The 22499-nt window shown below is 66.7% G+C and carries 15 protein-coding genes and 1 other annotated feature; of the genes, 5 read left to right on the top strand and 10 right to left on the bottom strand.

What is annotated here, in order from left to right; genetic code table 11:
- Positions 1-121: 121 nt before the first annotated feature.
- The 4 genes from Q9K23_RS23500 (at position 122) to treY (ending at position 8204) form a co-directional block, all read left to right on the top strand.
- Complete coding sequence (locus Q9K23_RS23500) at positions 122-688, top strand: TetR family transcriptional regulator (RefSeq protein ID WP_053777783.1); 567 nt, start codon at positions 122-124, stop codon at positions 686-688.
- Positions 689-796: 108 nt separating this feature from the next.
- Complete coding sequence (locus Q9K23_RS23495) at positions 797-3001, top strand: acyltransferase family protein (protein WP_053777782.1); 2205 nt, start codon at positions 797-799, stop codon at positions 2999-3001.
- Between the two features lie 120 nt (positions 3002-3121).
- Positions 3122-5881: a glycogen debranching protein GlgX gene (gene glgX / locus Q9K23_RS23490; RefSeq protein WP_053777781.1), complete on the top strand. Its 2760-nt coding sequence runs from the start codon at positions 3122-3124 to the stop codon at positions 5879-5881.
- 1 nt (position 5882) lies between these two features.
- Positions 5883-8204, top strand: a complete 2322-nt coding sequence (gene treY / locus Q9K23_RS23485) for a malto-oligosyltrehalose synthase (RefSeq protein ID WP_053777780.1) — start codon at positions 5883-5885, stop codon at positions 8202-8204.
- A 913-nt stretch (positions 8205-9117) separates the two neighbouring features.
- Here the strand turns inward: treY and Q9K23_RS23480 are convergent.
- The 10 genes from Q9K23_RS23480 to Q9K23_RS23435 form a co-directional block, all read right to left on the bottom strand.
- Positions 9118-10385, bottom strand: a protein-coding gene (locus Q9K23_RS23480; protein ID WP_152972908.1) for an IS3 family transposase whose coding sequence is annotated in 2 segments (ribosomal slippage) — positions 9118-10112 and positions 10112-10385 — 1269 coding nt in all. Because the reading frame shifts where the segments join, the coding sequence is not laid out codon by codon here.
- Positions 9982-10116: a sequence feature (AL1L pseudoknot), on the bottom strand. Its footprint overlaps the gene before it by 135 nt.
- 296 nt (positions 10386-10681) lie before the next feature.
- On the bottom strand, positions 10682-11527 hold the full coding sequence (locus tag Q9K23_RS23475; RefSeq protein ID WP_152972744.1) for a hypothetical protein: 846 nt from the start codon (positions 11525-11527) through the stop codon (positions 10682-10684).
- A gap of 19 nt (positions 11528-11546) precedes the next feature.
- A complete protein-coding gene (locus tag Q9K23_RS23470; protein ID WP_053777391.1) occupies positions 11547-12719 on the bottom strand; it encodes an MlaD family protein in 1173 nt (390 codons plus the stop codon).
- Positions 12716-13801, bottom strand: a complete 1086-nt coding sequence (locus tag Q9K23_RS23465; protein WP_053777392.1) for an MlaD family protein — start codon at positions 13799-13801, stop codon at positions 12716-12718. The genes Q9K23_RS23470 and Q9K23_RS23465 overlap by 4 nt, the downstream gene beginning before the upstream one ends.
- A 26-nt stretch (positions 13802-13827) precedes the next feature.
- Positions 13828-14976 carry an MCE family protein gene (locus Q9K23_RS23460; protein ID WP_020791732.1) on the bottom strand — a complete coding sequence of 383 codons (1149 nt, stop codon included), beginning with the start codon at positions 14974-14976 and terminating at the stop codon, positions 13828-13830.
- Complete coding sequence (locus Q9K23_RS23455; protein WP_020791739.1) at positions 14970-15962, bottom strand: MCE family protein; 993 nt, start codon at positions 15960-15962, stop codon at positions 14970-14972. The genes Q9K23_RS23460 and Q9K23_RS23455 overlap by 7 nt, the downstream gene beginning before the upstream one ends.
- Complete coding sequence (locus tag Q9K23_RS23450; RefSeq protein WP_020791733.1) at positions 15959-16990, bottom strand: MCE family protein; 1032 nt, start codon at positions 16988-16990, stop codon at positions 15959-15961. The genes Q9K23_RS23455 and Q9K23_RS23450 overlap by 4 nt, the downstream gene beginning before the upstream one ends.
- Positions 16987-18363: an MCE family protein gene (locus tag Q9K23_RS23445; RefSeq protein ID WP_059036493.1), complete on the bottom strand. Its 1377-nt coding sequence runs from the start codon at positions 18361-18363 to the stop codon at positions 16987-16989. The genes Q9K23_RS23450 and Q9K23_RS23445 overlap by 4 nt, the downstream gene beginning before the upstream one ends.
- An 8-nt stretch (positions 18364-18371) precedes the next feature.
- On the bottom strand, positions 18372-19238 hold the full coding sequence (locus Q9K23_RS23440; protein ID WP_020790605.1) for an ABC transporter permease: 867 nt from the start codon (positions 19236-19238) through the stop codon (positions 18372-18374).
- Between the two features lies 1 nt (position 19239).
- Complete coding sequence (locus Q9K23_RS23435; protein ID WP_020790610.1) at positions 19240-20013, bottom strand: ABC transporter permease; 774 nt, start codon at positions 20011-20013, stop codon at positions 19240-19242.
- A gap of 397 nt (positions 20014-20410) precedes the next feature.
- Here Q9K23_RS23435 and treZ point away from each other — a divergent pair, with 397 nt between their 5' ends.
- Positions 20411-22180, top strand: a complete 1770-nt coding sequence (treZ, locus tag Q9K23_RS23430) for a malto-oligosyltrehalose trehalohydrolase (protein ID WP_244882568.1) — start codon at positions 20411-20413, stop codon at positions 22178-22180.
- Positions 22181-22499: the final 319 nt, after the last annotated feature.

The following is a 22499-nucleotide window of genomic DNA, read 5'->3' as shown; positions in this document are numbered from 1 at the left end:
ACAGGTGGTGCTGTGGCGTCACTCCGGGCGCCGCGTTCCCGGACCCGATCGGCGCCGCGGCCACCGGTGACCGGCTCGGGTGCCCGCCGGGCGATGCCGCACGACCACTACCCTGGGCCCCGTGAGCAACAGCCGAGCCGACATCCTCGCGGCCGCCCGTGGAGTGCTCACCCAGCACTCCCTCGCCGACCTCACGATGCGTCGGCTCGCCGCGGAGGTCGGGGTCCGGCCCAACGCGCTGTACTGGCACTTCCCCAACAAACAGACCCTGCTGGCCGCCCTGGCCGACGACATCCTCGCCTCGGTTCCCGGCCCCGACCCGGCCCTGCCGTGGGACCGGCAACTCGCCGACCTCGCCACCGGAATACGCGCCGCCCTGCTCGCCGTGCCCGACAGCGCCGAGGTGGTCTCCTCCAGCTGGGCGTCGGGCCTGTCGGACAAGGCCGTCGCCGATGTCATCACCGCGGTCGCCGTCGCCGGTGGCCTGACCGACCGGGACGCGCAGGCGATCACCACCGCGATCTGTCAGCTGGTCATCGGCCTGACCATCGAGGAACAGACCCGCGCACAGATGGAACGGCTCGGCGTGATCGGTCCCTCGGGCCGCGACTTCGGCGCCGAGTTCGCCGACGGTCTCGACGTGATCCTCGACGGCGCGCGGCATCGTGCCGCCGCCATCGACGCGTGACCCGGTAGCCTCTGCGGCAGGGCTTTCGCGCGTCGGGTGGCGAGCCGTCGGTGACCCGATGCCGACCCACGGACCCGACGATCCCTCACGGAAGACGCTTCTCCCCCTGTGGCCACCACCCGAACCCCCACCTCCGACCGCACGGTCGTGACGCCTGCCGCCACGCCCGCGTATCGCACCGATCTCGACGGTCTGCGTGGTATCGCGATCACCCTGGTCGCCTGCTTCCACATCTGGTTCGGCCGGGTCTCCGGCGGCGTCGACGTCTTCCTCACCCTGTCCGGCTACTTCTTCATCGGTTCGTTGCTGCGCCACGCCGTGCACAGCCAGTCGGTCCGCGTCTCCTACTGGGACACGATCAACCCGTGGCCACGGCTGAAACGCCTGCTCAAACGCCTGCTCCCGGCCTTGTTCACGGTGCTCGTGGCGGTACTGGTGCTCACCGTGGTGGTGCTGCCGCAGACGCGGTGGGCCAACATCGGACACGAGCTGATCGCCAGCGGCCTCTACTACCAGAACTGGTATCTGGCGCTGAACTCCCAGGACTACCTGGCGGCGAGCTCGGCGAACAGTCCACTGCAACACATCTGGTCGATGTCGGTGCAGGGCCAGTTCTTCGTCGGCATGCTGCTGGCCGCGGTGATCGTCGCCGCCCTGATCAAGCTGATCGCCACCGTCTTCGCACCGATCGCCCGTCCCACCGTGATCCGGGTGATCGTGGGCGTCTCGCTGCTCGGGCTCGCCGCGCTCTCGTTCTACTGGGCGCACATGCGGATGGAGGTCAACCAGCAGTGGAACTACTACGACACCCTGTCCCGCCTGTGGGAACCGCTGGCCGGCGGCCTGCTGGCGGTGTGGATGCCGTCGTGGCGGGTGCCGCGCTGGATTCGTAACTCCGCGACCGTCGTCGCCCTCGCCCTGATCGTGACCTGCGGCTGGTGGATCGACGGCGTCGACGCCTACCCCGGCCCCTGGGCCCTGGTACCCGTCGGGGCGACGGTGCTGATCATCTGGTCCGGTGCGGTGGCCGCCGAACGCGCCGGGCGGGGCAGGCACGCGCAGCAGGACACCTCGCTGCCGGCGGTCAACCGGATGCTCGCCTCCACCGGTCCGGTGTGGCTGGGCACCATCGCCTACGCCCTCTACCTGTGGCACTGGCCGCTGCTGATCTTCTACCTGAGCTGGCGGGACAAGAACCACGCGAACTTCGTCGAGGGGGTGGTGCTGCTCGCCGCGTCCATCGGCCTCGCCTGGCTGACCAAACGCTACGTCGAGGACCCGCTCCGCAACGGCGAGGCCCCCACCCTGCCCAGACCCCTGGTCGGATGGTCACGGCGTCGATGGTTCGGCTACACCTCGCTGGTCACCACGATCCTGGTGGTCGCCAGCATCGTCGGCGTGGCCGGCATCCAGGTCTGGCAGCGGCATGTCACCACCCTCGCCGTCGACACCAAGAACCTCGATCCCCGCGAGTTCCCGGGCGCGCGGGCACTGCTGGACAACGCACCGGTGCCGGCGCTCGACCCGCAACCCACCCCGCTGGCGGTGATCAAGGATTTCCCCGAGACATCCACCGACGGGTACATGAGCGACTTCGAGGATCCACGTATCCACGTCGGTATCTACGGTGATCCGGCGGCCTCACGGACCATCGCGCTGGCCGGCGGATCGCACGCCGAGATGTGGATCAGCGCGCTCAACCTGCTGGGCCAGCGGTACCACTTCAAGGTCAAGACCTACCTGAAGATGGGTTGTCCGCTGTCCACCGATCCGGTGCCACGGCAGAACGGCGTGCCCTATCCGCAGTGCCACGACTGGGTCGAACGGGTGATCCCGATGATCATCTCCGACAAACCCGACGCGGTGTTCACCAACTCCACACGACCGCGCGACGACGGGCCCGGCGACTGGACGCCCACCGACTACACCCCGATCTTCGAACGGTTCACCGGTGCCGGTATCCCGGTGCTCGGAATCCGGGACACCCCGTGGCCGCACAACGCGCAGGGCCTGATCGACACCCCGACCTGTCTGGCCGAGGGGGGTACCGCCGAATCGTGCGGCACCCAGCGCTGGGCGGCGCTGTCGGCGACCGATCCGGCCGCCGCATACGCCGAGACCAATCCGCTGTTCCACGCACTGGACCTGTCCCACGGCGTGTGCACCCCCGACCTGTGTCCCGCGATCGTCGGCAACATCATCGTCTACAAGGACTGGCATCACCTCAGCGCCACCTACGTCCGCAGCCTCACCGACGGACTCGGCGCGCAGATGGGCCGGGCGATGCCGTGGACCGTCGGCGCCCAGCCCTGACCCGACCGGTCGCCGAACCGACTGCGACGCCGATCACGCCGGTGCGGCCGGGACGCCTGTCCGAGATGTAGACCTGCGGTTTCGCCGCTAGGGTCGACACATGAACACAGGACGGCGCGCATGACCGTACCGCCCACCGCAGACGACCGGTCCACGGGCGAGGCGCCACTCGATCCCGCCGGCCTCGCCGGCACCCCCGCAGCCGGTGGCGCCGCGCCGCGACCCGGTGTGCACGCACCGCATCCACTCCCGGTGTGGCCGGGCCAGGCCTACCCCCTCGGCGCGACGTATGACGGTGCGGGAACGAACTTCTCACTGTTCTCCGAGGTCGCCGAGAAGGTCGAGCTGTGCCTGATCGAGCCGGACGGCAGCGAACAGCGCATCCCGCTCGAGGAGGTCGACGGCTACTGCTGGCACTGCTACCTGCCGGGGATCGGACCGGGCCAGTTCTACGGGTACCGGGTCCACGGACCGTTCGATCCGTCGCAGGGGCTGCGATGTGATCCCAGCAAGCTGCTGCTCGACCCCTACGGCAAGGCCTTCTACGGGGATTTCGATCCCGACCCGTCGCTGTTCTCGTACCCGATGACCGCCGACGACGATCCTTCTGCACCCGAACCCTCTGCGCCCGATTCCTCTGCGCCCGAACCCTCTGCGCCCGAACCCTCTACACCCGATCCCGATGGCGCACCGGAGGATCCGCTCACGGCCGCCGATCCCGACACCGACGGGGCCGCCGACGACGTCGATGTGTCCGCCACCTCGGTCGACGCCACCGGCACGGAGGTCGACGCCGAGGTCGACGGCGAGATCGCGTCGATGTCCACCGTATCATTGGAGGCCGTCGACCCCTCCGTCCCCGAGAGCTCACCCGATTCCGTTGGCGCCGAGCCCATCTCATCCGACCCCGTCGCCCTGACCATCGCCGCGGCCGCATCCGACCCCGACGGCCTCGTCGTCGATGCCGAGAGCCGACCCGCCGACACGGCCGACGAGGCAGATGAGACCGGAACCTCCCTCGACCCCGATCCGGACGAGACCGGCGAAGAGATCTTCGAGGAGCCGGAATCGCCGTTCCCGGACGATCACCGGCAGGTCGACCCCGAACCGTCATCGGCCATGCCACAGCTCGATTCGCGCCACCACACGATGCTGTCGGTGGTGATCAACCCGTTCTTCGACTGGCAGAACGATCGTCCGCCGCGCCTGCCCTATCACCAGACGGTGATCTACGAGGCCCACGTCAAGGGCATGACCGCCACCCACCCCGACATCCCCGAGCACCTGCGCGGAACATATGCCGGACTGTGCCATCCGGTGATCATCGACCATCTGAAGTCGTTGGGTGTCACCGCCATCGAACTGATGCCGGTGCATCAGTTCATGAACGACTTCGTGCTGCGGGAGAAGGGCCTGCAGAACTACTGGGGCTACAACACCTTCGGGTTCTTCGCCCCGCATGCCGAGTACGCGGCCGCCTACAACCACCAGCCGGGCAGTGCCGTCACCGAGTTCAAGGCAATGGTACGGGCGTTCCACAAGGCCGGGATCGAGGTCATCCTCGACGTCGTCTACAACCACACCGCCGAGGGCAACCACATGGGCCCGACGATCAGCTTCCGCGGTATCGACAACAAGGCGTACTACCGCGTCGTCGACGGCGATCCCGCGATGTACATGGACTACACCGGAACCGGCAACAGTCTCAACGGCAGGCATCCGCACACCCTGCAGCTGATCATGGACTCGCTGCGCTACTGGGTGCTGGAGATGCACGTCGACGGATTCCGGTTCGATCTGGCCTCGACCCTGGCCCGCGAACTCCACGACGTCGACCGGTTGTCGGCGTTCTTCGATCTGGTGCAACAGGATCCGGTGGTCAGCCAGGTGAAGCTGATCGCCGAGCCGTGGGACGTCGGCGAGGGCGGCTACCAGGTGGGCAACTTCCCGCCGCTGTGGACCGAGTGGAACGGGAAGTACCGAGACACCGTCCGCGACTACTGGCGTGGTGAGCCGGCCACGCTGGGCGAGTTCGCCTCTCGACTCACCGGGTCGTCGGATCTGTACGAGGCCACCGGGCGTCGGCCGTCGGCGAGCATCAACTTCGTCATCGCCCACGACGGCTTCACCTTGCGGGATCTGGTGTCCTACAACGAGAAGCACAATCTGGCCAACGGTGAGGACAACCGCGACGGCGAGAGTCACAACCGGTCCTGGAACTGCGGCGTGGAAGGCCCCACCGACGATCCGGAGATCCTCACGCTGCGAGCCCGCCAGCAACGCAACATCCTGGCCACGCTGTTCCTGTCGCAGGGCACACCGATGCTCGCCCACGGCGACGAGATCGGCCGGACCCAGCTCGGCAACAACAACGTCTACTGCCAGGACTCCGAATTGGCCTGGATGGATTGGACACTGGCGGAGAAGAACGCCGACCTGCTGGCCTTCACCCGGCGTGCCATCGCCCTGCGTACCGAGCATCCGGTGTTCCGACGGCGCCGGTTCTTCGCCGGGAAGCCGATCCGGTGGGGACATCAGGCACTCGACATCGCCTGGCTCACCCCCTCCGGCGCGGAGATGACCACCGCCGACTGGGACAGCGGCTTCGGCAAGTCGCTGGCGGTGTTCCTCAACGGGGCCGGGATCGCCGAGAGCGACGACCGCGGCGAGAAGGTGATCGACGACAGCTTCCTGATCTGCTTCAACGCCCACTACGAGAGCATCGACTTCCGGCTACCCCCCACCGGATACGGCCTCGAATGGGAAGGCGTCCTCGACACCGCCGACGCCACCGGCCATTCCGCGGTCACCTCCGCGGTGTCGGGGTCGGTGTTGTCGGTGCGGGAACGGTCACTGCTGGTCCTGCGCAAGAGGGCCTGACATGACGATCCGACCGGAGCCGATCGCGACCTATCGGGTGCAGCTGACCCCGGACTTCGGGTTCGCCGACGTCATCGACACACTCGATCACATTGCCGCACTCGGGGTCTCGCATATCTATCTGTCTCCGATCGGAACGGCGATGCCCGGCTCCACACACGGGTACGACTGGGTCCCCCCACCCGGGGTGGCGTCGGCGCTCGGCGGACGTGACGGTCTGCGTGTCCTCCGGTCGGCGGCCCGCGAGCGCGGCCTCGGACTGGTGATCGACATCGTGCCCAACCACACCGGCGTCGCCGAGGTCCTGCGCAATCCGTGGTTTGCCGACCTGCTGCAACACGGTCCCGGTTCGCGGTACGCCGCATTCTTCGACGCCGACTTCTCCCTCGACAACGGATGCGACGGCGCCCTGGCGCTTCCGGTCCTCGCCTCCGACGGCGATCTGGGCCCGCTCACCGTCGACACCCGCGGTGTCCTGCGGTACCACGACCACGCCTTCCCCACCGCCCCCGGCACCCTCGGCGGCACACCACAGGAGGTCCACGCGCGCCAGCACTATCGGCTCGTCCCCTGGGATTCGGGGATGATCGGCTACCGCCGGTTCTTCACCATCGACCAGCTCGCCGGGCTACGGCAGGAGGACCCGACGGTCTACGACGCCACCCATGCGTGGTTGCGCGACCTCGTCGAGGCCGACCTGATCGACGGTGTGCGCGTGGATCATCCCGACGGACTGTGGGATCCGGTGGACTACCTCGGCCGGTTGCGCGGCGATCTCGGCACCGACCGCCTGCTGTGGATCGAGAAGATCCTCGCCGCCGACGAACCACTCGAACCCGCACTGCCGGTCGACGGCACCACCGGATACGACCAGATGCGGATCATCGACGCCCTGTTCACCGCGCCGTCGGGGATCGTCGAGTTGTCGGAGATCCATGAACACACCACCGGCATCCCCGGTGATGCCGGCTGGCTCCGCGACAGCGAGCACAACCGCAAACTGAGCACCCTCACCGAGATGTTCCCGGCCGAGCATCGTCGCCTGGTGCGCGCCGTCACCCACTCCGACCCGAGTGCCGACATCGCCGCCGTCACCGCGGCGACCGCCGAGCTGATCGCCGGCCTGGGCGTGTATCGCGCCGACTATCCGTCGCTGCGGCCACGCCTGGAGGCCACCGCCGCACGCATCGCCGAACGGCGACCCGACCTGGCCGACGCACTCGCGACGATCGTGACCGCGACCACCAACCCGGGGTCGGCGGCCACCGCTCGGCTCGCCCAGACTTGTGGGGCGGTCACCGCCAAGAGCGTCGAGGACAGCCTGTTCTACCGCACGGCGCGACTGGTGTCGGCGCAGGAGGTGGGCTCCGACCCGGCCGACCCGACCTTGCCGTTGCGAGATTTCCACGCCCACAATGTGGTCCGCGCCGCCGACTGGCCCCGTGCGATGACTGCGGCGTCGACCCACGACACCAAGCGCGGTGAGGACGTACGCGCCCGGATCGCCCTGCTCGCCCAGGTACCCGAACGCTGGTCACAGCTGGTGCGCCAGGTGTGGGCGGCCGCACCGCCGCCCGACCACCTGACCGGATACTTCCTGCTACAGAATGTCATCGGCGTGTGGCCCGTCGACTCCGGCCGTCCGGTGGCCGTCGACGACGCGCTGCGCGAGCGGCTGTGCGCGTACGCACGCAAGGCAGCACGTGAATCCGGCCTGCGGACGTCGTGGACCGATGTGGACACCGAGTTCGAAGCCGCGCTCGACGCCTGGGTTCACACCCTCACCACCGCGCCGGTCTCGACACCGATCGACGCCTTCGTCGCCCGGATCGCGAGCGCCTGGGAGCAGGAGGCGTTGGCCCGCAAGGCGATCGGCCTACTCGGACCCGGGGTTCCCGACATCTATCAGGGCACCGAATGGTTCGAGGACTCGCTGGTCGACCCGGACAACCGTCGGCCGGTGGACTACGACCGTTCCGTCGATCACCCGAAGACACGACTCGTCGCCGCCGCGCTCGGGGTACGCGCCACCCACCCGGAGGCCTTCGGCCCAGGAGGCGACTACCGGCCCATCCATGCCGACGGTAGCGCCGCCGACCACATCATCGCGTTCGCCCGCGGCGTCGACGGCGAGCCCCCGTCGGTGGTGATGATCACCGCACGATTCACCCACAGCCTGCTCGAGGCCGATGCGGCCGCCACCACCGTCACCCTGCCGCCCGGTTCGTGGGTCGACCTCCTCGACGACAACACCCACAGTGGCACGGTGGATGTGGCGACCCTACGGGCCCACCACCCGGTGGCGGTCTTGCGTCGCGCGTGATCGGTGCCGCCGGAGGTCGTTGCGGACACACTCGTCTCACCGGGTTTCGACACGGGTCCTCGCCTAACGGCTCGGTCCCGGCTCAACCATCCATAGATGTTGCGACAGTTAGGGGTTGCTCCGGACTCCAAACCCCAACCATCCACAGATGCTGCGACAGTTGGAGGTTGAGCCGAATGCCCAGACCAGCCCATCCAAACTCGCTGCACCCTTTGATGGTTGAGCTGACGAGGAGCGAAGCGACGAGACGTGTCGAAACCTCCGCCGGCCGACGTCGGAAAGCAACCACCCACACCGGGTCACCCAGGTTTCGACACGGGTCCTCGCCTAACGGCTCGGTCCCGGCTCAACCATCCACAGATGTTGCGCCAGTCGGTGGTTGAGTCGGGTGCCCAAACCAACCCATCCACACTTGCTGCACCCGTTGATGGTTGAGCCGACGAGGAGCGAAGCGACAAGGCGTGTCGAAACCTCCGCCGGCCGACGTCGGAAAGCAACCACCCACACCGGGTCACCGACACACTCACCTCACCGGGTTTCGACACGGGTCCTCGCCTAACGGCTCGGTCCCGGCTCAACCATCCATAGATGCTGCGCCAGTTGGAGGTTGAGCCGAATGCCCAGACCAGCCCATCCACACTTGCTGCACCCGTTGATGGTTGAGCCGACGAGGAGCGAAGCGACGAGACGTGTCGAAACCTCCGCCGGCCGACGTCGGAAAGCAACCACCCACACCGGGTCACCGACACACTCACCCCACCAGGTTTCGACACGGGTCCTCGCCTAACGGCTCGGTCCCGGCTCAACCATCCACAGATGCTGCGCCAGTCGGTGGTTGAGTCGGGTGCCCAAACCAACCCATCCACACTTGCTGCATGAAGCACCCCAGGTTTCGTGCCACCTCGTTGGTGGGCTACCTGCTGGTAGTGACCCCAGCATAGTAGGCAGCCTCGTACTCGTTGGGCGGGACCAAGCCGATCGACCCGTGCAGCCGAGTCGAGTTGAACCAGTCGACGTAACCCAGGGTCGCGTATTCGACGTCCGAGAGGTCCTTGTAGGGCCCAGCGTGGAACACCGTGGTCTGGATGCACTCGGTCTTGTACAGGCCGTTCGTCGACTCGATCAGCGCATTGTCGTAGGCGTCGCCCACCGATCCGATCGACGCGGTGATCGATTCCAGATCAAGCGTGCCCGTCAGGGCCGACGACGTATATTGCGAACCCGCATCACTGTGATGGATCAACTCGCCCGCCACCACCGGCCGACCTTCCCGCTCCCGCTCCGAGAGCGCCATCCGAAGCGGAATCATCACCAGCTCAACCGTTTTCGACGTAGACGCATGCCACGCCACGATCTTGCGGGAATACACATCGAGGATCAACGCGACATACACCCAACCCCGCCAGGTCCGCACATAGGTGAAATCGGTGACCCACACCCGGTTCGGGGCCGGCGCGGTGAACTCCCGGTTCAACAAGTCACCAGCCCGTTTCCCACCCGCTGCAGGGATCGTCGTCCGAATCTTCGTACAACGACGAATACCGTTGAGTTCCAACACCTTCATCGCCCGATCAACCGATCCGACAGACACCCCCGGCAGGCACGTCCGGTGCAGCAGAGCACGCATCTTCTCACGCCCGTACAGCCCTTCGGGCGTCAGCCGACGCCGCCCACGATCATCGGTCCGCCAAGCGATATCACGAATCCTGTCCACCGTCACCGCATCGGAATGGGTGCGTCCGGCAGGCCGACGCGACCGCCAGGCCCGATAGGTGCGTGCGGCGATCTGACAGCCCTGCTCAGACAGGACTCGGCAGATCGACTCGACCGCAACACCTTTGGTACGCATCTCATCAATGAAGCTGATGATCATCGATTGCGGGGGTCGAGTTCCCCCACGAAGAAAGACGTCGCCGCTTTCAACACCTCGACGTCCTCACGCAACCGCTTGTTCTCGGCCTTCAAACGCTTCAGCTCGGCGAGCTCGGTACTGCTGGCCCCGGGCCTCCGGCCCCCATCGACCTCGGCCTGCACCGCCCACCGGCGCACCGTCTCTTTACTCACTCCGAGTTTCTTCGCGATCGCTGCAGCTGCTGCCGTCGTCGACGAGTACTCCCCGCCATGCTCGGCCAACATCCGTAACGCACGAGCCTTGACCTCGGGATCAATGTTCTTCGGCATGTGCTCATCCTTCCTGACTCAAAAGGAAGCGGCACGAAACCCCGGGGGATTCAGCACCCGTTGATGGTTGAGCCGACGAGGAGCGAAGCGACAAGGCGTGTCGAAACCTCCGCCGGCCGACGTCGGAAAGCAACCACCCACACCGGGTCACCGACACACTCACCCCACCAGGTTTCGACACGGGTCCTCGCCTAACGGCTCGGTCCCGGCTCAACCATCCAAGAATAGTGCGCCAGTTGATGGTTGAGCCGCACTCCAAACCCCAACCATCCACAGATGGTGCGACAGCGGCTCTCTCAGCCGGCCGGCGTAGGCCCCGGTGCCGGGGTCGTCGTGGGGGCAGCGGACTGTCCTTGACCGGGCAGCGATTGCGACGGATCGACGATGCCGCTCTTGGTGGATCCGGGCGGGCCGCTGAACTCCGACACCAACCACTGACCGTCGACCTTGCTCAGGTCGAGCATGAAGATCATCAGTCGGGTCTCGCCGTTGGGCACATTGGCACTCTTGGCGGTGACCTCGGCCATCACCGTCGTCTTGGCGGTGTCGTCGTCGACGGACTCCACCGACGACGAGACGATCTTGGACGTCGCCTCGATCGCGAGGGCCTGGCTGTTCTGTTCGGTGTCCGCGCGGTCCTGCTCGAGCCGTTTGCGCAGATCACCCGTCGACAACGGCCCCAGGATCTCCTTGTACTTGTCGGTGTTTCCCGGATTGATGGTGGTGACCAGCCGGGTCACGAAGTCCTCCGACACCTGCTTCGAATCGTCGAACGCCGACTGCCTCTGATCTCCTTGGTAGACCAGCCAGCCGAGCACGGCGACGGCGACGACGAGGGCGATCACCACGATGGCACCGAGCGCGCGCCGCAGCGAGCGACCCGACAGCGTGATGGAGAACTCCCGACCCTCCTTCTTCGTCACCGGTGCGGGTTCGGGCTCGTCTGCCTGCGTCCCGGCCCGTGCCCGGGCACGACCGCTCTTGGACAGCGGCACGGCCTTCTCGGCCTTCTTCTCGGGCATGTCACCGGTGGCCGCGTCACCGCTGTCCAGGACGTCGACGGTGTTCTCCGTCCCGTTGTCGACGTTCTCGATGTCGGCGTTGTCGGTGCTGTCGGTGTCTTTGTCGTCCACAGTTGTCATCTCAGAGAATTCCTCGCCGCTACTTGTCGAGTGGGACCGTGCGCGCATTCGGGTCGTAGTTCGGCGGTGGTCCGGCAGTGTCGTCCCCCGCCGGTCTCGGCGCATTGGCCGACCCCCGGACCTGCTGGTTGGGGTCTTCGGTCACACAGTACAGATTGGTCGGGATGGTGAGCTCCAGGATCTTGGTCGGTCGGGTCGGAGTGATCGGATAGTCGCAGTACGGGCGCGGATAGATCGCGCCGAACGCCCACCACGCACCGTCGTGGAACATGGTGAGGCTCTTGATGGATGCGTCCCGGATCGACGGCAGCAGATTCACGATCGCGGGGGCCCGCAATGCACCCTGGCGGGCGATGTCGACGAACTGTCCGAGCACATCGGTCACCGGATCGCGGATCTCGTTGAGCGAACCGGTCAGACTGGTCAGCTGCGCGGGTCCCTTGCCGAGCAACGTGCGCAGTTCCCGGTCGGCGGCGACCGCGGCATTGACCACATTGCTCATGGCGGTGACGGTGCCACCGAAATCCGGTTGGATGTCGGCGGTGGTCTTCAGGATGGTGCCGGTCTCCTGGATCAGCTTGGTGGTCTGCGGCAACACCCGGTACAGGTCGGCGAAGATCGTCCCGCCGGCGTCGAAGAGCGCCTTGAGGTCGTTGGTCTCGCTGTCGGGGTTGAGCGCGATGTCGAGGTTGTCGACGATCACCGTCAGCTTCTCCGGTGGGATCTGGTCCACCACACCGAGAGTCGTCTCCAGCAGCTCCGGGAACGGTGTGGTCACCGACGTCTGGTTGACGTTGATGGTGTCGCCGTCGGCGAGATAGGGGCCGTCGGCGGTCGGCGGCTGGAAGTCGACGTACTGCTCACCGGCCGCCGACAACCCGAGGGCCGCGACGATGGTGTTGCGGTTGATCTTCACGTGGTCGTCGATGGAGACCTTCACCTCCACCGACTGCGGACGCACCTGGATCGAGTCGACGTCGCCGACCCGTGCACCCCGCAACGTGACCGGCGAGGTGTCCTGCAGTCCTCCCGAGATCGGGAACTGGATCGTCAGCTGGTAATGCCCCTGGAACGGCTGCCACCGCAACGCCCCGAACGTCAGATAGGACAGCCCCAGCAGCATCACCAGGACGAGCGCGAGATTACCCAATCCCACCGAGTGCTTGCGCATCCATCCGAACACCCCACTCATCCGCAGCACCCCCGTGTCCCGGTGAGCCGTGCGAGCAGCCGGGTGAGCGTCTGCTGCAACGACTGACCACCTGCATCCAGATCCTGGAGTTCGGGAAGCCTGCTGGCCGAATCGAAACCGGCGCCCGGATTCAGGTAGTAGACCTTCGCCGACAACGATGCCGCGCTCGAGTTGGTGGACTTGACCCACTTCGGGGTGAGCTCGACGAGATTGTCCGAGAGCGCCCCCAGCGTGTTGACCCCGGAGTCGAGCTCGTCGAGCAGCGACGCCAGATGTCCGATCATCTCGATCAGGTTCTGCTTGTCGTTGCGCAGGAAGTCGTTGGTGGCCGCGGTGACCCGGTTGGTCTTGTCCAGAGTGGTCAGGATCAGCTGGATCTGGCCGTTGATGGTGTTGAACGCCGGCGCCAGCTTGTTGATCGCCGCCATGATCTGCGCCCGCCCGTCGGCGAACTGCCCGGTGAGCACCCGGGTGTTACGCATCGCGGTGTCGACCTCGGCCGAGTTCTGGTTGAGCTTGGTGATCGCCGTGGTCAGCCCGTCGATCGCGCCACCGAGCTGGGTGCCACTGTCCGGTCCCGCCGACACCGCGGCACTGAGTTCGGTGATGATCTGCTGGGTGGAGCCGAGCGATCCGCTGTCGACGAACCCGCTCATGCTGACCAGCAGGTCCTCCACGGTGGCCGCCGCCGAGGTCGGTCCGGTCAGCGTGTCGCCGTCGGCCAGGTAGCCGTCGGTCGGTCGGTTCGGTGGCAGCAGTGCGACGAACACGTCACCCAGCGGCGTCGCCTGCCGCAGTTCGGCCCCGGTGCCCGCCGGTACCCGCGACGAGGTGGAGACCCGCATCGTCACGATCGCCTTGTAGTTCTCCGCCCGGATCTCGGTGACCTCGCCGACGTCGGAGCCGAACAGTTTCACCTTGGCCCGCGACGGCAGGTTCAGGGCGTTCTCGAACGACGCGGTCAGCTTGATGGTCTCCCCCAGGTTGCCCGGTGCCGGCAACGGGATCTGCTCGACGGTCAGTCCGGGCACCACACCACACCCCGACACCGCGAGCATCGACCCGACGATCAGTGTCAGCAGCGCCTTGCGCATCCGCATGCCCCCGATCATTTACTCAGCTCCAACAGTGCGGAGAACACACCCAGGTCCGGCCCGAGATCGGCGAGTTGCCCGGTCTCACAACCGTTCTTCTGCAGGTTGATCGTCCGGCAGAACTGCGACAGCAGCTGGTTGTCGAGCAGCGACTTGTCCAGCAGCACCTGCGCCCGCCACGCGCCCTGCTCCGCCGACACCGAGTTCGACAGGTTCTGGAACAGCAACGGTCCGACGTCGATGGTCTCGACCACCTGCCTCGAGTAGTCGCTCAGGTTCTCGGCGAGCGCGGCGAGCCGTCCGGTGGACGACCCGATGGCAGAACTGTTGTTGTGCAGGAACTCCGAGGTGTTCAGCAGCGTCTGGTTGAGGTCGGCGAGGGTGGCGACCAGACCGGGTGACTGCCTGCCCAGCATCTCGCTGACCTGGTTCAGCGACGACGAGAACGCCTTCATCTTGGGGTAGTTGGCGGTCAGTGCCGCGGTCAGCGACTGCACCGACTTCACGATCTCGACGATCCCGTCGCCGTTGCCTGCCACCACCTGTGAGGCGCTGCCGAGCTGGTTGATGGCCTCCTGCAACCGTTCCCCGTTGCCGCCGGTGATCCCGGCGGTGATGTCGATCATGTCGGCGACCGGGCCCTCCCCCGGCGCATCCCCCGACAACGACACCATGAGGTTGTCGACGGCGTCGAACAGGTCGCCCACCGACACCGGGCTCATTCCCTCGTTCTGCATCACCGCGCCGTCCTCGAGCCGTGCCCCACCGGAGTAGGCGGGGGTGAGCTCGATGTGCCGGGTGGTGACGATCGAGGTGTTGACGATCGCGGCCGTGGCGTCGGCGGGTACCGGGACGTCCTTGTCGAGGGTGAAGGTGACCTTGACGCGGTTGCCCTGCGGCTCGATCTTGGTGATCTGCCCCACCGGCATACCCAGCACCGCAACGTCGTTGGTGGTGTGCAGGCCTGCCACGTTCGGGAAGAACACCGACACCTCGATGGCCTGTCCGGCCGCGGCTTTCCATCCGGCCGGGATCAGCGAGCATCCCGACAGCAGACCGACGGCCAGCAGCACCAGGACCGCGGGGGCCCAGATGCGGCGGCGTCGGAGCACGGCGGCGTCGGTGCCCGCAGTGGTCGCCGATTCGGTCGTCGAGGTCAGCATCCGTCCACCACCCGGGCCAGGCACAGCCAGTTGTCGGGGAAGATCCCCCACGGCAGATATCCGTTGGCGTACGGTCCGTCGCCGAGGATGTTGTTGGTCAGACGTGCGGTCACCGGCAGGATCTCCAGCAGCTTGCGCAGGTTCGCACGGTTCTTCTCCAGGCCCTGACTGATCGTGTTGAGGTTGGCCATGATCGGCGCGAACTGATTGCCGTTCTCGGCCGCGAGGGCCTTCGCCTGCTCGGTGAGCGCGGCGATCCCGTCGAGCAGCTTGGTCACCAGCGACTCACGGGCGACGATCTTCTGGGTGAGCTGTGCCCCCTGTCCGACGATCACCGCGAGCTGGGTCTGCGAGTCGTTGACGATCGAGGTGACGGTACGGGTGTCGATCACCAGCTGGTTGATCTGGTCGCGACGGCTGGTGATGATGTCCGACATCCGGGTCAGCGCGTCGAGGGTGGGTTTGGTCACCGCCGGGGCCCCGGCGAGCTGGCGGTTCAGTGCTCGCACACTCTGCGACAGCTCGGCGTCGTCGATGCCCTCGAGGATCGGGGTGCCCTTCTCGATGGTCTTCTGCAGGTCGTAGGGCACCCGGGTCTCGGAGATCACGTCGCCGGGTGCCGGATCGGGTGAGTTCCCCAGGGACACATCGACATACCGCTGCCCGAGCAGGGTGGACAGCTTGATCTCGGCGGAGCCGTTGGAGGTGACGTCGACGTCGCGGTCGACCTTCATGGTCATGTGGACGTGGTTGCCCTGCAGCTCGGTCGCGGCGACCTTCCCGACGTCGATACCGGCCACACGCACCTTGTCGCCGGGACGGATGCCGCCGGCCTGCGCGAAATCGGCGGTGTAGGTCTTCTTGCCGAGGTCGGCCTCGGCGAGCGCGGTGACGCCGAGCACCAGCGCGACGATCACGACAGCACCCACCAGGCCGTACCAGAGTCGGCGGTTGCCGTCGAAGCTGCGACGCAGACGTGACCTCATCGGCACACCACCGAATGCTTGGTGCCGCCGATCTTGTTGATGATCCCCGGCGGGAACAACACGTCACCGATCGCGATGTCGAGATCGCACGCGTAGATGTTCAGGTAGGCCCCCTCGCCGAGCACCATCGGGAAATGTCCGAGGAAGATCGGCAGGTCGATGGCCATCCGGTCGAGCTTGGCGCCGTTGCCGATCAGTTTGGCGGTGGCCTGGTCGGCCGAGGTCGCCGCCTGGGCCAGGTCACCGCGGGTCTGGCTGAGCACGTCGGCGAACCCGGCTGCGGTGTCGCCGATCTGGCTGACGGCCTGACCGAACTGCGCCGAATGTGCGTTGAGACTCTCGACGACCTGCTTGACCGAGTCGATGAGCGTGCCGACCTGGTCGCCCTGCCGGGACAGGTCACGCATCACGCTGCTCAGGTTGTCGATGATCGCCCCGATCACCACATCGCGATCGGCCATGTCCGAGGCCATCTTTCCCACCTGGGCCACGGTGTTGCTCAACGACACGGTGTCACCCTGGAAGGCCTGCAGCAATCCGTTGGACAAGTCGTTGACCTGCTCGGGGGTGAGCGTGTCGAACACCGGCTGGAACCCGGCGAGCAGTTTGGTGACGTCGAAGGAATCCTCCGACGGCTGTTGCAGACTCGATCCGGCCGACAACGGCTGCGCATCACCGTCGGCGAGGCTCAACGCGAGGTAGCGCTGGCCGATCAGGTTCTGGTAGCGGATCGCGGCCTGCGTGGTGGTGTACATGGGCTGGTTGTCCTGCACCTCGAACGACACCTTGGCCTTGCCGCCGTCGAGTTCGATGGCCTGGACGCGACCCACCCGCACCCCGGCCATGCGGACGTCGTCGCCGACGGCGAGGCCGGATGCGTCGGAGAAGGTGGTGCTGAACCCCGTGGTCTCGCCCGACACCGACCGTTCCAGCGTCGAGTAGATGACGTAGGTCAACAGCAGCGCCACGACGGCGAACAGGGAGAACCCGATCAGCGGTTTGCGGATCGTGGCGTGACCGGCGCTCATCGTCCCCCTCCGTTCGGCCCGGCGGGTGCGGTCTGGGTGGGTGCGGTCTGGGTGGGCGCGGTCTGGGTGGGCGCGGTCTGGGTGGGTGTCACCGACTGGACCAGCGGGCCGAGCATCAGGGTGTCGGCGGCCGACGGCTTGCGGTTGAGCGCGGTCTGCAGGGTCTGGTTGTCGGTGCCGGTGGTGACCGATCCGGCCGGGCGGGCGGCGTTGCGCCGCATCCCGTCCTGCGGGTACACCAGCAGCGGTCCGGAGCTGGTGGGTCCGGTTCCGGTGCCCGGTCCGACGCAGCCGGGGCCGCGCAGCTGACCGTAGGGGCCGCCGTTGTAGACCGGGCAGTTCTGCCGGGTGTAGCGCTGGAAGGCGCTGAAGCTGACGCCGATGTTGAGCTGGGCGTGCCCGTTGACACCGGTGAACACGGTGAGCACCTTGGCCGCGAGGTTGTTCAGCGCGGTCAGCGCCTGTGGCAGCGCACCCTCGTGGTAGACGGCCGCACCGAGCATCGTGTTGGCGTCGGCGACGACGCGTTTGCCCGCGTCACCGTTGGCGGCGAACAGTGCCTGCACCTCGTCGGTGACGCTCTGCGCCGCCGACAGCAGTGCGGTCAGCGAGTCCCGGTTCTCGGCGATCGTCATGGCCGGGATGACGCTGCGGCCGAGCGTGTCGAGCAGTTGCGGCGACGACTGGGCCAGTCCGCGTACCGAGTTGTTGAAGTTGTCGAAACCCGACGGCGCACCGGGCGGGAACTGGTCGTTGATCGTCTTGAAGTACTGGTCGAGGACCCCGACGAACATGCCGAACACCTGACCGCCACCGTTGAGGGCGTCGGCGATGGTGCCCAGGACCGCGGCGAGCTGTTCCGGGGGCACCGCGTTGAGCAGGGTGCGGAGCTGATTCTGGGCGTCCTGCAGTTTGACCGTCTCCAGAGTGCGGTCGGCGGGGATGGTGGCCCCCGATTCCAGGTGCTGCTGCGCCGGATCGCCCGGCTGGACCAGCTCGACGGAGTTGACGCCGAACAGGTTCGACGGGACGGTGCGGGCGGTGACATTGGCCGGGATACCGTCTGCCTGGCCGGGCAGGATGTCCATGTCGACCTGCCGCAACGCCTGCCCACCGGTGCCGGATTGACCGTCGGCCAGTCGCACGCCGGTGACCTGCCCGACGATCAGACCGTTGTAGCGGACGTCGGCGCCGTCGTTGAGGCCGTCGCCGACGTCGGTGAGCTGCGAGTCCACCGAGACGGTCTGGGTGAACACGCCCTGATAGCGCATGAACAGCAACACGAACAGGATCGCCAGGGCGATCACGAAGGCCAGGCCGCGCAGCACATAGGCCAGCAGCGACGGGTTGGCGCCATCGGTGGAGATCTGCATGCCGCCCCCTAACCCGAGATCTTGATGCCGGGTGATGTTCCCCAGAACACCAGCGTCATGATCAGATTCGCGAAGACGATCACGATGATCGCCAGCCGGATCGCGTGGCCGGCCGCCACTCCCACTCCTTCGGGACCGCCGGAGGCGAAGTACCCGTAGTAGCACTGGATGAAGGTGGTCAGCAGGACGAACACGATCACCTTGAGGAAGGAGAACAGCATGTCCGGCGAGACCAGGAAGGAATGGAAGTAGTTCAGGTAGTTGCCGTTGCCCTGCCCGCTCTGCAGCTGGAACATGATCTGGCAGGCGAGGTAGTTCGCGGCCAGCGACACCGAGTACAGCGGCACGATCGCGAGGACGGCCGCCGACATCCGGGTGGTCACCAGGTACGGCAGCGGGCGGATGGCGATGGACTCGAGCGCGTCGATCTCCTCGCTGATCCGCATGGACCCGAGCTGGGCGGTGAACCGGCATCCGGACTGGGCGGTGAACGCCGTCGCCGCCAGCAGCGGAGCGATCTCGCGGGTGGTGGCGAACGCCGACAGCGCTCCGGTCACCGGGTCCATACCGAGCAGGTGCAGGGCGGTGAACCCCTCGATGCCGACGGTCGCGCCGCCCATGACCCCGAGGATCACCATGACACCGACGGTGCCGCCACCCACGACGATCGCGCCGTTACCCCAGGCCACGTCGGCGAGCAGACGCCAGACTTCCTTGCGGTAGTGGGTGAATGCGATGGGCACCGCGCCGATCGACCGCACCAGGAAGGTGATCAGGTGACCCATCTGGGCAAGGCCGTCACGTGGGGCGCGGTAGACGCCCTTGGCCGCCTCGACCGGGCGCAGCAGCGGCGGTACGTAGCGTGATGCGGTCATCTCACACCACCTTCGTCGGGACGAGGATCGCGAACAGCTGGGTCAGGACCACGTTGACGGTGAACAGCAGGAGCACCGAGTTGACGACGGCGGCGTTCACCGAGTTCGCCACACCCGCGGGCCCACCACGGGTGTTGAGGCCGCGGTCGCAGGCGACGATGGCCACGATCGCACCGAATATCACCGATTTGATCAGGGCGAACAACAGATCCGACACCGAGGCGAACGCCGCGAAGGTGCCGGTGTAACTGCCTGGTGTGCCGCCCTGGAAGTAGACGTTGAAGACGTAGCCGGTGATGAATCCGACGAAGCAGACGAAGCCGCAGAGCAGGAAGCTGACGACCATGGTGGCCAGCAGGCGCGGTGAGATGAGGCGCTGCACCGGGTTGACGCCCATCACCTTCATCGCGTCGATCTCGTCGCGGATCGTGCGGGAGCCGAGGTCGGCGGCGATCGCCGAGCCCACCGCGCCGGCCAGCAGCAGTGAGGTGACCAGCGGGGCGCCCTGGCGGATCACACCGAGCCCGGTGGCCGCGCCGGAGAACGACGTCGCGCCGATCTGGCCGGCGATGTTGCTGACCTGGATCGAGACGATCACCCCGATCGGGATGGCGACCAGCAGGGTCGGGAACACCGAGGTGCTCGACATGAAGGCACATTGACGGATGAACTCGCCGAACGGGAATCGTCGTTTGACGATGTCCTCGATCAGGACCTTGAAGACCTCGACGAACATCGCCAGCTGACGACCGAATGTCTCGAAGCTGGCGACCACGTGCTCACGGAACCAGGTGGTCGCCGCGTTCGGCTTCCCCCGGCCCTTTGCCGCGGCCCCATCCCCCGGAGCCTCCACGTCAGTACTCAATCCCCAACCCTGCGTCTCTCAACCATCGCGTCGCCCCCCCTGGCAGGCCTGGTCGCCAGTAATATACCGCACCGCCTTAGTCTCTTATGGCATGGGTCACACCCGGTGTGGCCTGCAGTTCTCCCATCGCGAACCTAAGGTGAGGACGATGAGCGAACCACAGGATGGTCGCCTCCCGGCGAGGGACCACACCCGATCAGGTGACGCCACGATAACCATCGCGGAGAAGCAATCGGGGCAGAAACGCCCGAATCGTTGCGACACCGCGCCGACACGTCCGTTCCGTCCGCCTCGCACGCTCGACGAGGTGCGTGTCTGGGCGCCGAGCGCGCAGCGCTTGCACCTCGTCGTCGACACCCCGAACCTGACCGGACGATCCACTGTGGCGATGCTCCCCGACGACGAACCCGGTTGGTATCGACCCGATCCCGGCGCACTCGCCGCGCTCGGCGTCGTCGACGGCCCGGGACTGCGGTACGGATTCGTGATGGCGGGTGTCGACGATCCGGTACCCGACCCGCGGTCGGCGCGACTGCCCGAAGGGATTCACGGACTGTCGGCGCTGTTCACCGTCGACGACGCGGTGTGGCACGACGCGCACTGGGCCGGCCGTGACGTGCGGGGTGCGGTGATCTACGAGCTGCACATCGGAACCTTCACTCCCGACGGCACATTCGACGCCGCGATCGCACACCTCGACGACCTGGTGGATCTGGGCGTCGACCTGGTCGAACCGCTTCCGGTCAACGCGTTCAACGGAACCCACAACTGGGGCTATGACGGGGTCGGCTGGTATGCCGTGCAGGAGACCTATGGCGGCCCGGAGGCATTCGCCCGTTTCGTCGACGCATGCCATGTCCGCGGGCTGGGTGTGGTGCTCGACGTGGTGTACAACCATCTCGGACCGTCGGGCAATCACCTGTCGAAGTTCGGTCCGTATCTCGGGGGTTCGACCGGGTGGGGGGCATCGCTCAATCTCGACGGACCCGATTCCGACGAAGTGCGACGGTTCATCGTCGAGAACGCGCTACGGTGGTTCGACGAATTCCACGTCGACGCACTGCGTCTGGACGCGGTACATGCGCTGGTCGACCATCGAGCGGTGCATCTGCTCGAGGCCCTGGCCGAGGCGACGGATGCGCTGTCGGCGGAGGTGGGCCGTCCGCTGTCGCTGATCGCCGAGAGCGATCTGAACGATCCACGCCTGTTCACCCCGCGCGAGGCCGGCGGTTACGGACTCACCGCGCAATGGGACGACGACATCCATCACGTGATCCACACCGCGGTGTCGGGGGAACGACAGGGCTACTACGCCGACTTCGGAAGCCTGGAATCGTTGTCGAAGGTGTTGCGCGGAGGGTTCTTCCACGACGGGACGTATTCGTCGTTCCGCGGTCGCCACCACGGCCGCCCGATCCCGCCGACCCTACCCACCACCGCCCTGCTCGCCTACACCTGCGATCACGATCAGATCGGCAACCGCGCGATCGGCGACCGGCCGACCGCCTACCTCGATGCCGGGCAGATCGCGATCAAGGCCGCCCTGGTGCTGCTCTCCCCCTTCACCCCGATGCTGTTCATGGGTGAGGAGTGGGCGGCGCGAACCCCGTTCCAGTACTTCACGTCCCACCCTGAGCCCGAGCTCGGGCAGGCCACTGCCCGAGGACGCAAGGCCGAGTTCGCCGCCCACGGCTGGGACGCCGACGACATCCCCGACCCCCAGGATCCGCAGACCTTCCTGCGATCGAAGCTGGACTGGTCGGAACGGGAACTCCCCGAGCACGCCGCGATGCTCGCGTTCTACCGCGATCTGATCTCCCTGCGCAAGACCGAACCGGCGTTCGCCGGAGTGGACTTCGGTTCCACCACGACGCAGTTCGACGAGGATGCCCGGTGGTTCGCGATGTTCCGTGGCCGATGGGCGGTGGTGTGCAACCTCGGAGAGGACGCTGTCGACGTCGGCGGGGTGTCGGTGTCGGCGGTACGGCTCGGCTGGGGCGAGTACGACGTGACACCGGGAGGACTCCGGCTGGGCGGACATTCGGTGGCGATCGGTCCCCGACGTCCGACTGCGTGAGCGTTGGCCCGTTCCCGGTGGTTGCCGACATCGTCGTCTCACCGGGTTTCGACACGGGTCCTCGCCTATCGGCTCGGTCCCGGCTCAACCACCAAAAAGGTTACCGCCGTTCGCATCTCACCTGATTCAACAGACGATCAGGCTACTCACCCACCAAAACGATCACCGCCGTTCACATCTCGCCTGATCCAACACACGATCAGCCGGCTCAACCACCAAAGCAATCACCGCCGTACACATCTCACCAAACCGACGACGGCTGAGCCGACGCGGAGCGCAGCGACAAGTCGAGTCGAAACCCCCGCAACCCGACCCACCG

The sequence above is a fragment of the Gordonia sp. NB41Y genome, assembly GCF_030718915.1.
Classification (GTDB): domain Bacteria; phylum Actinomycetota; class Actinomycetes; order Mycobacteriales; family Mycobacteriaceae; genus Gordonia; species Gordonia desulfuricans.
This window is presented reverse-complemented; position numbering and strand designations above follow the sequence as displayed.

What these genes read in the sequence shown, in the direction of transcription:
- glgX (WP_053777781.1), top strand. Translation starts at nt 3,122, where the DNA reads ATGACCGTACCGCCCACCGCAGACGACCGGTCCACGGGCGAGGCGCCA.
- Q9K23_RS23440 (WP_020790605.1), bottom strand. Translation starts at nt 19,238, where the DNA reads ATGACCGCATCACGCTACGTACCGCCGCTGCTGCGCCCGGTCGAGGCG.
- Q9K23_RS23450 (WP_020791733.1), bottom strand. Translation starts at nt 16,990, where the DNA reads ATGAGCGCCGGTCACGCCACGATCCGCAAACCGCTGATCGGGTTCTCC.
- Q9K23_RS23455 (WP_020791739.1), bottom strand. Translation starts at nt 15,962, where the DNA reads ATGAGGTCACGTCTGCGTCGCAGCTTCGACGGCAACCGCCGACTCTGG.
- Q9K23_RS23470 (WP_053777391.1), bottom strand. Translation starts at nt 12,719, where the DNA reads ATGAGTGGGGTGTTCGGATGGATGCGCAAGCACTCGGTGGGATTGGGT.
- Q9K23_RS23475 (WP_152972744.1), bottom strand. Translation starts at nt 11,527, where the DNA reads ATGACAACTGTGGACGACAAAGACACCGACAGCACCGACAACGCCGAC.
- Q9K23_RS23460 (WP_020791732.1), bottom strand. Translation starts at nt 14,976, where the DNA reads ATGCTGACCTCGACGACCGAATCGGCGACCACTGCGGGCACCGACGCC.
- treY (WP_053777780.1), top strand. Translation starts at nt 5,883, where the DNA reads ATGACGATCCGACCGGAGCCGATCGCGACCTATCGGGTGCAGCTGACC.
- Q9K23_RS23445 (WP_059036493.1), bottom strand. Translation starts at nt 18,363, where the DNA reads ATGCAGATCTCCACCGATGGCGCCAACCCGTCGCTGCTGGCCTATGTG.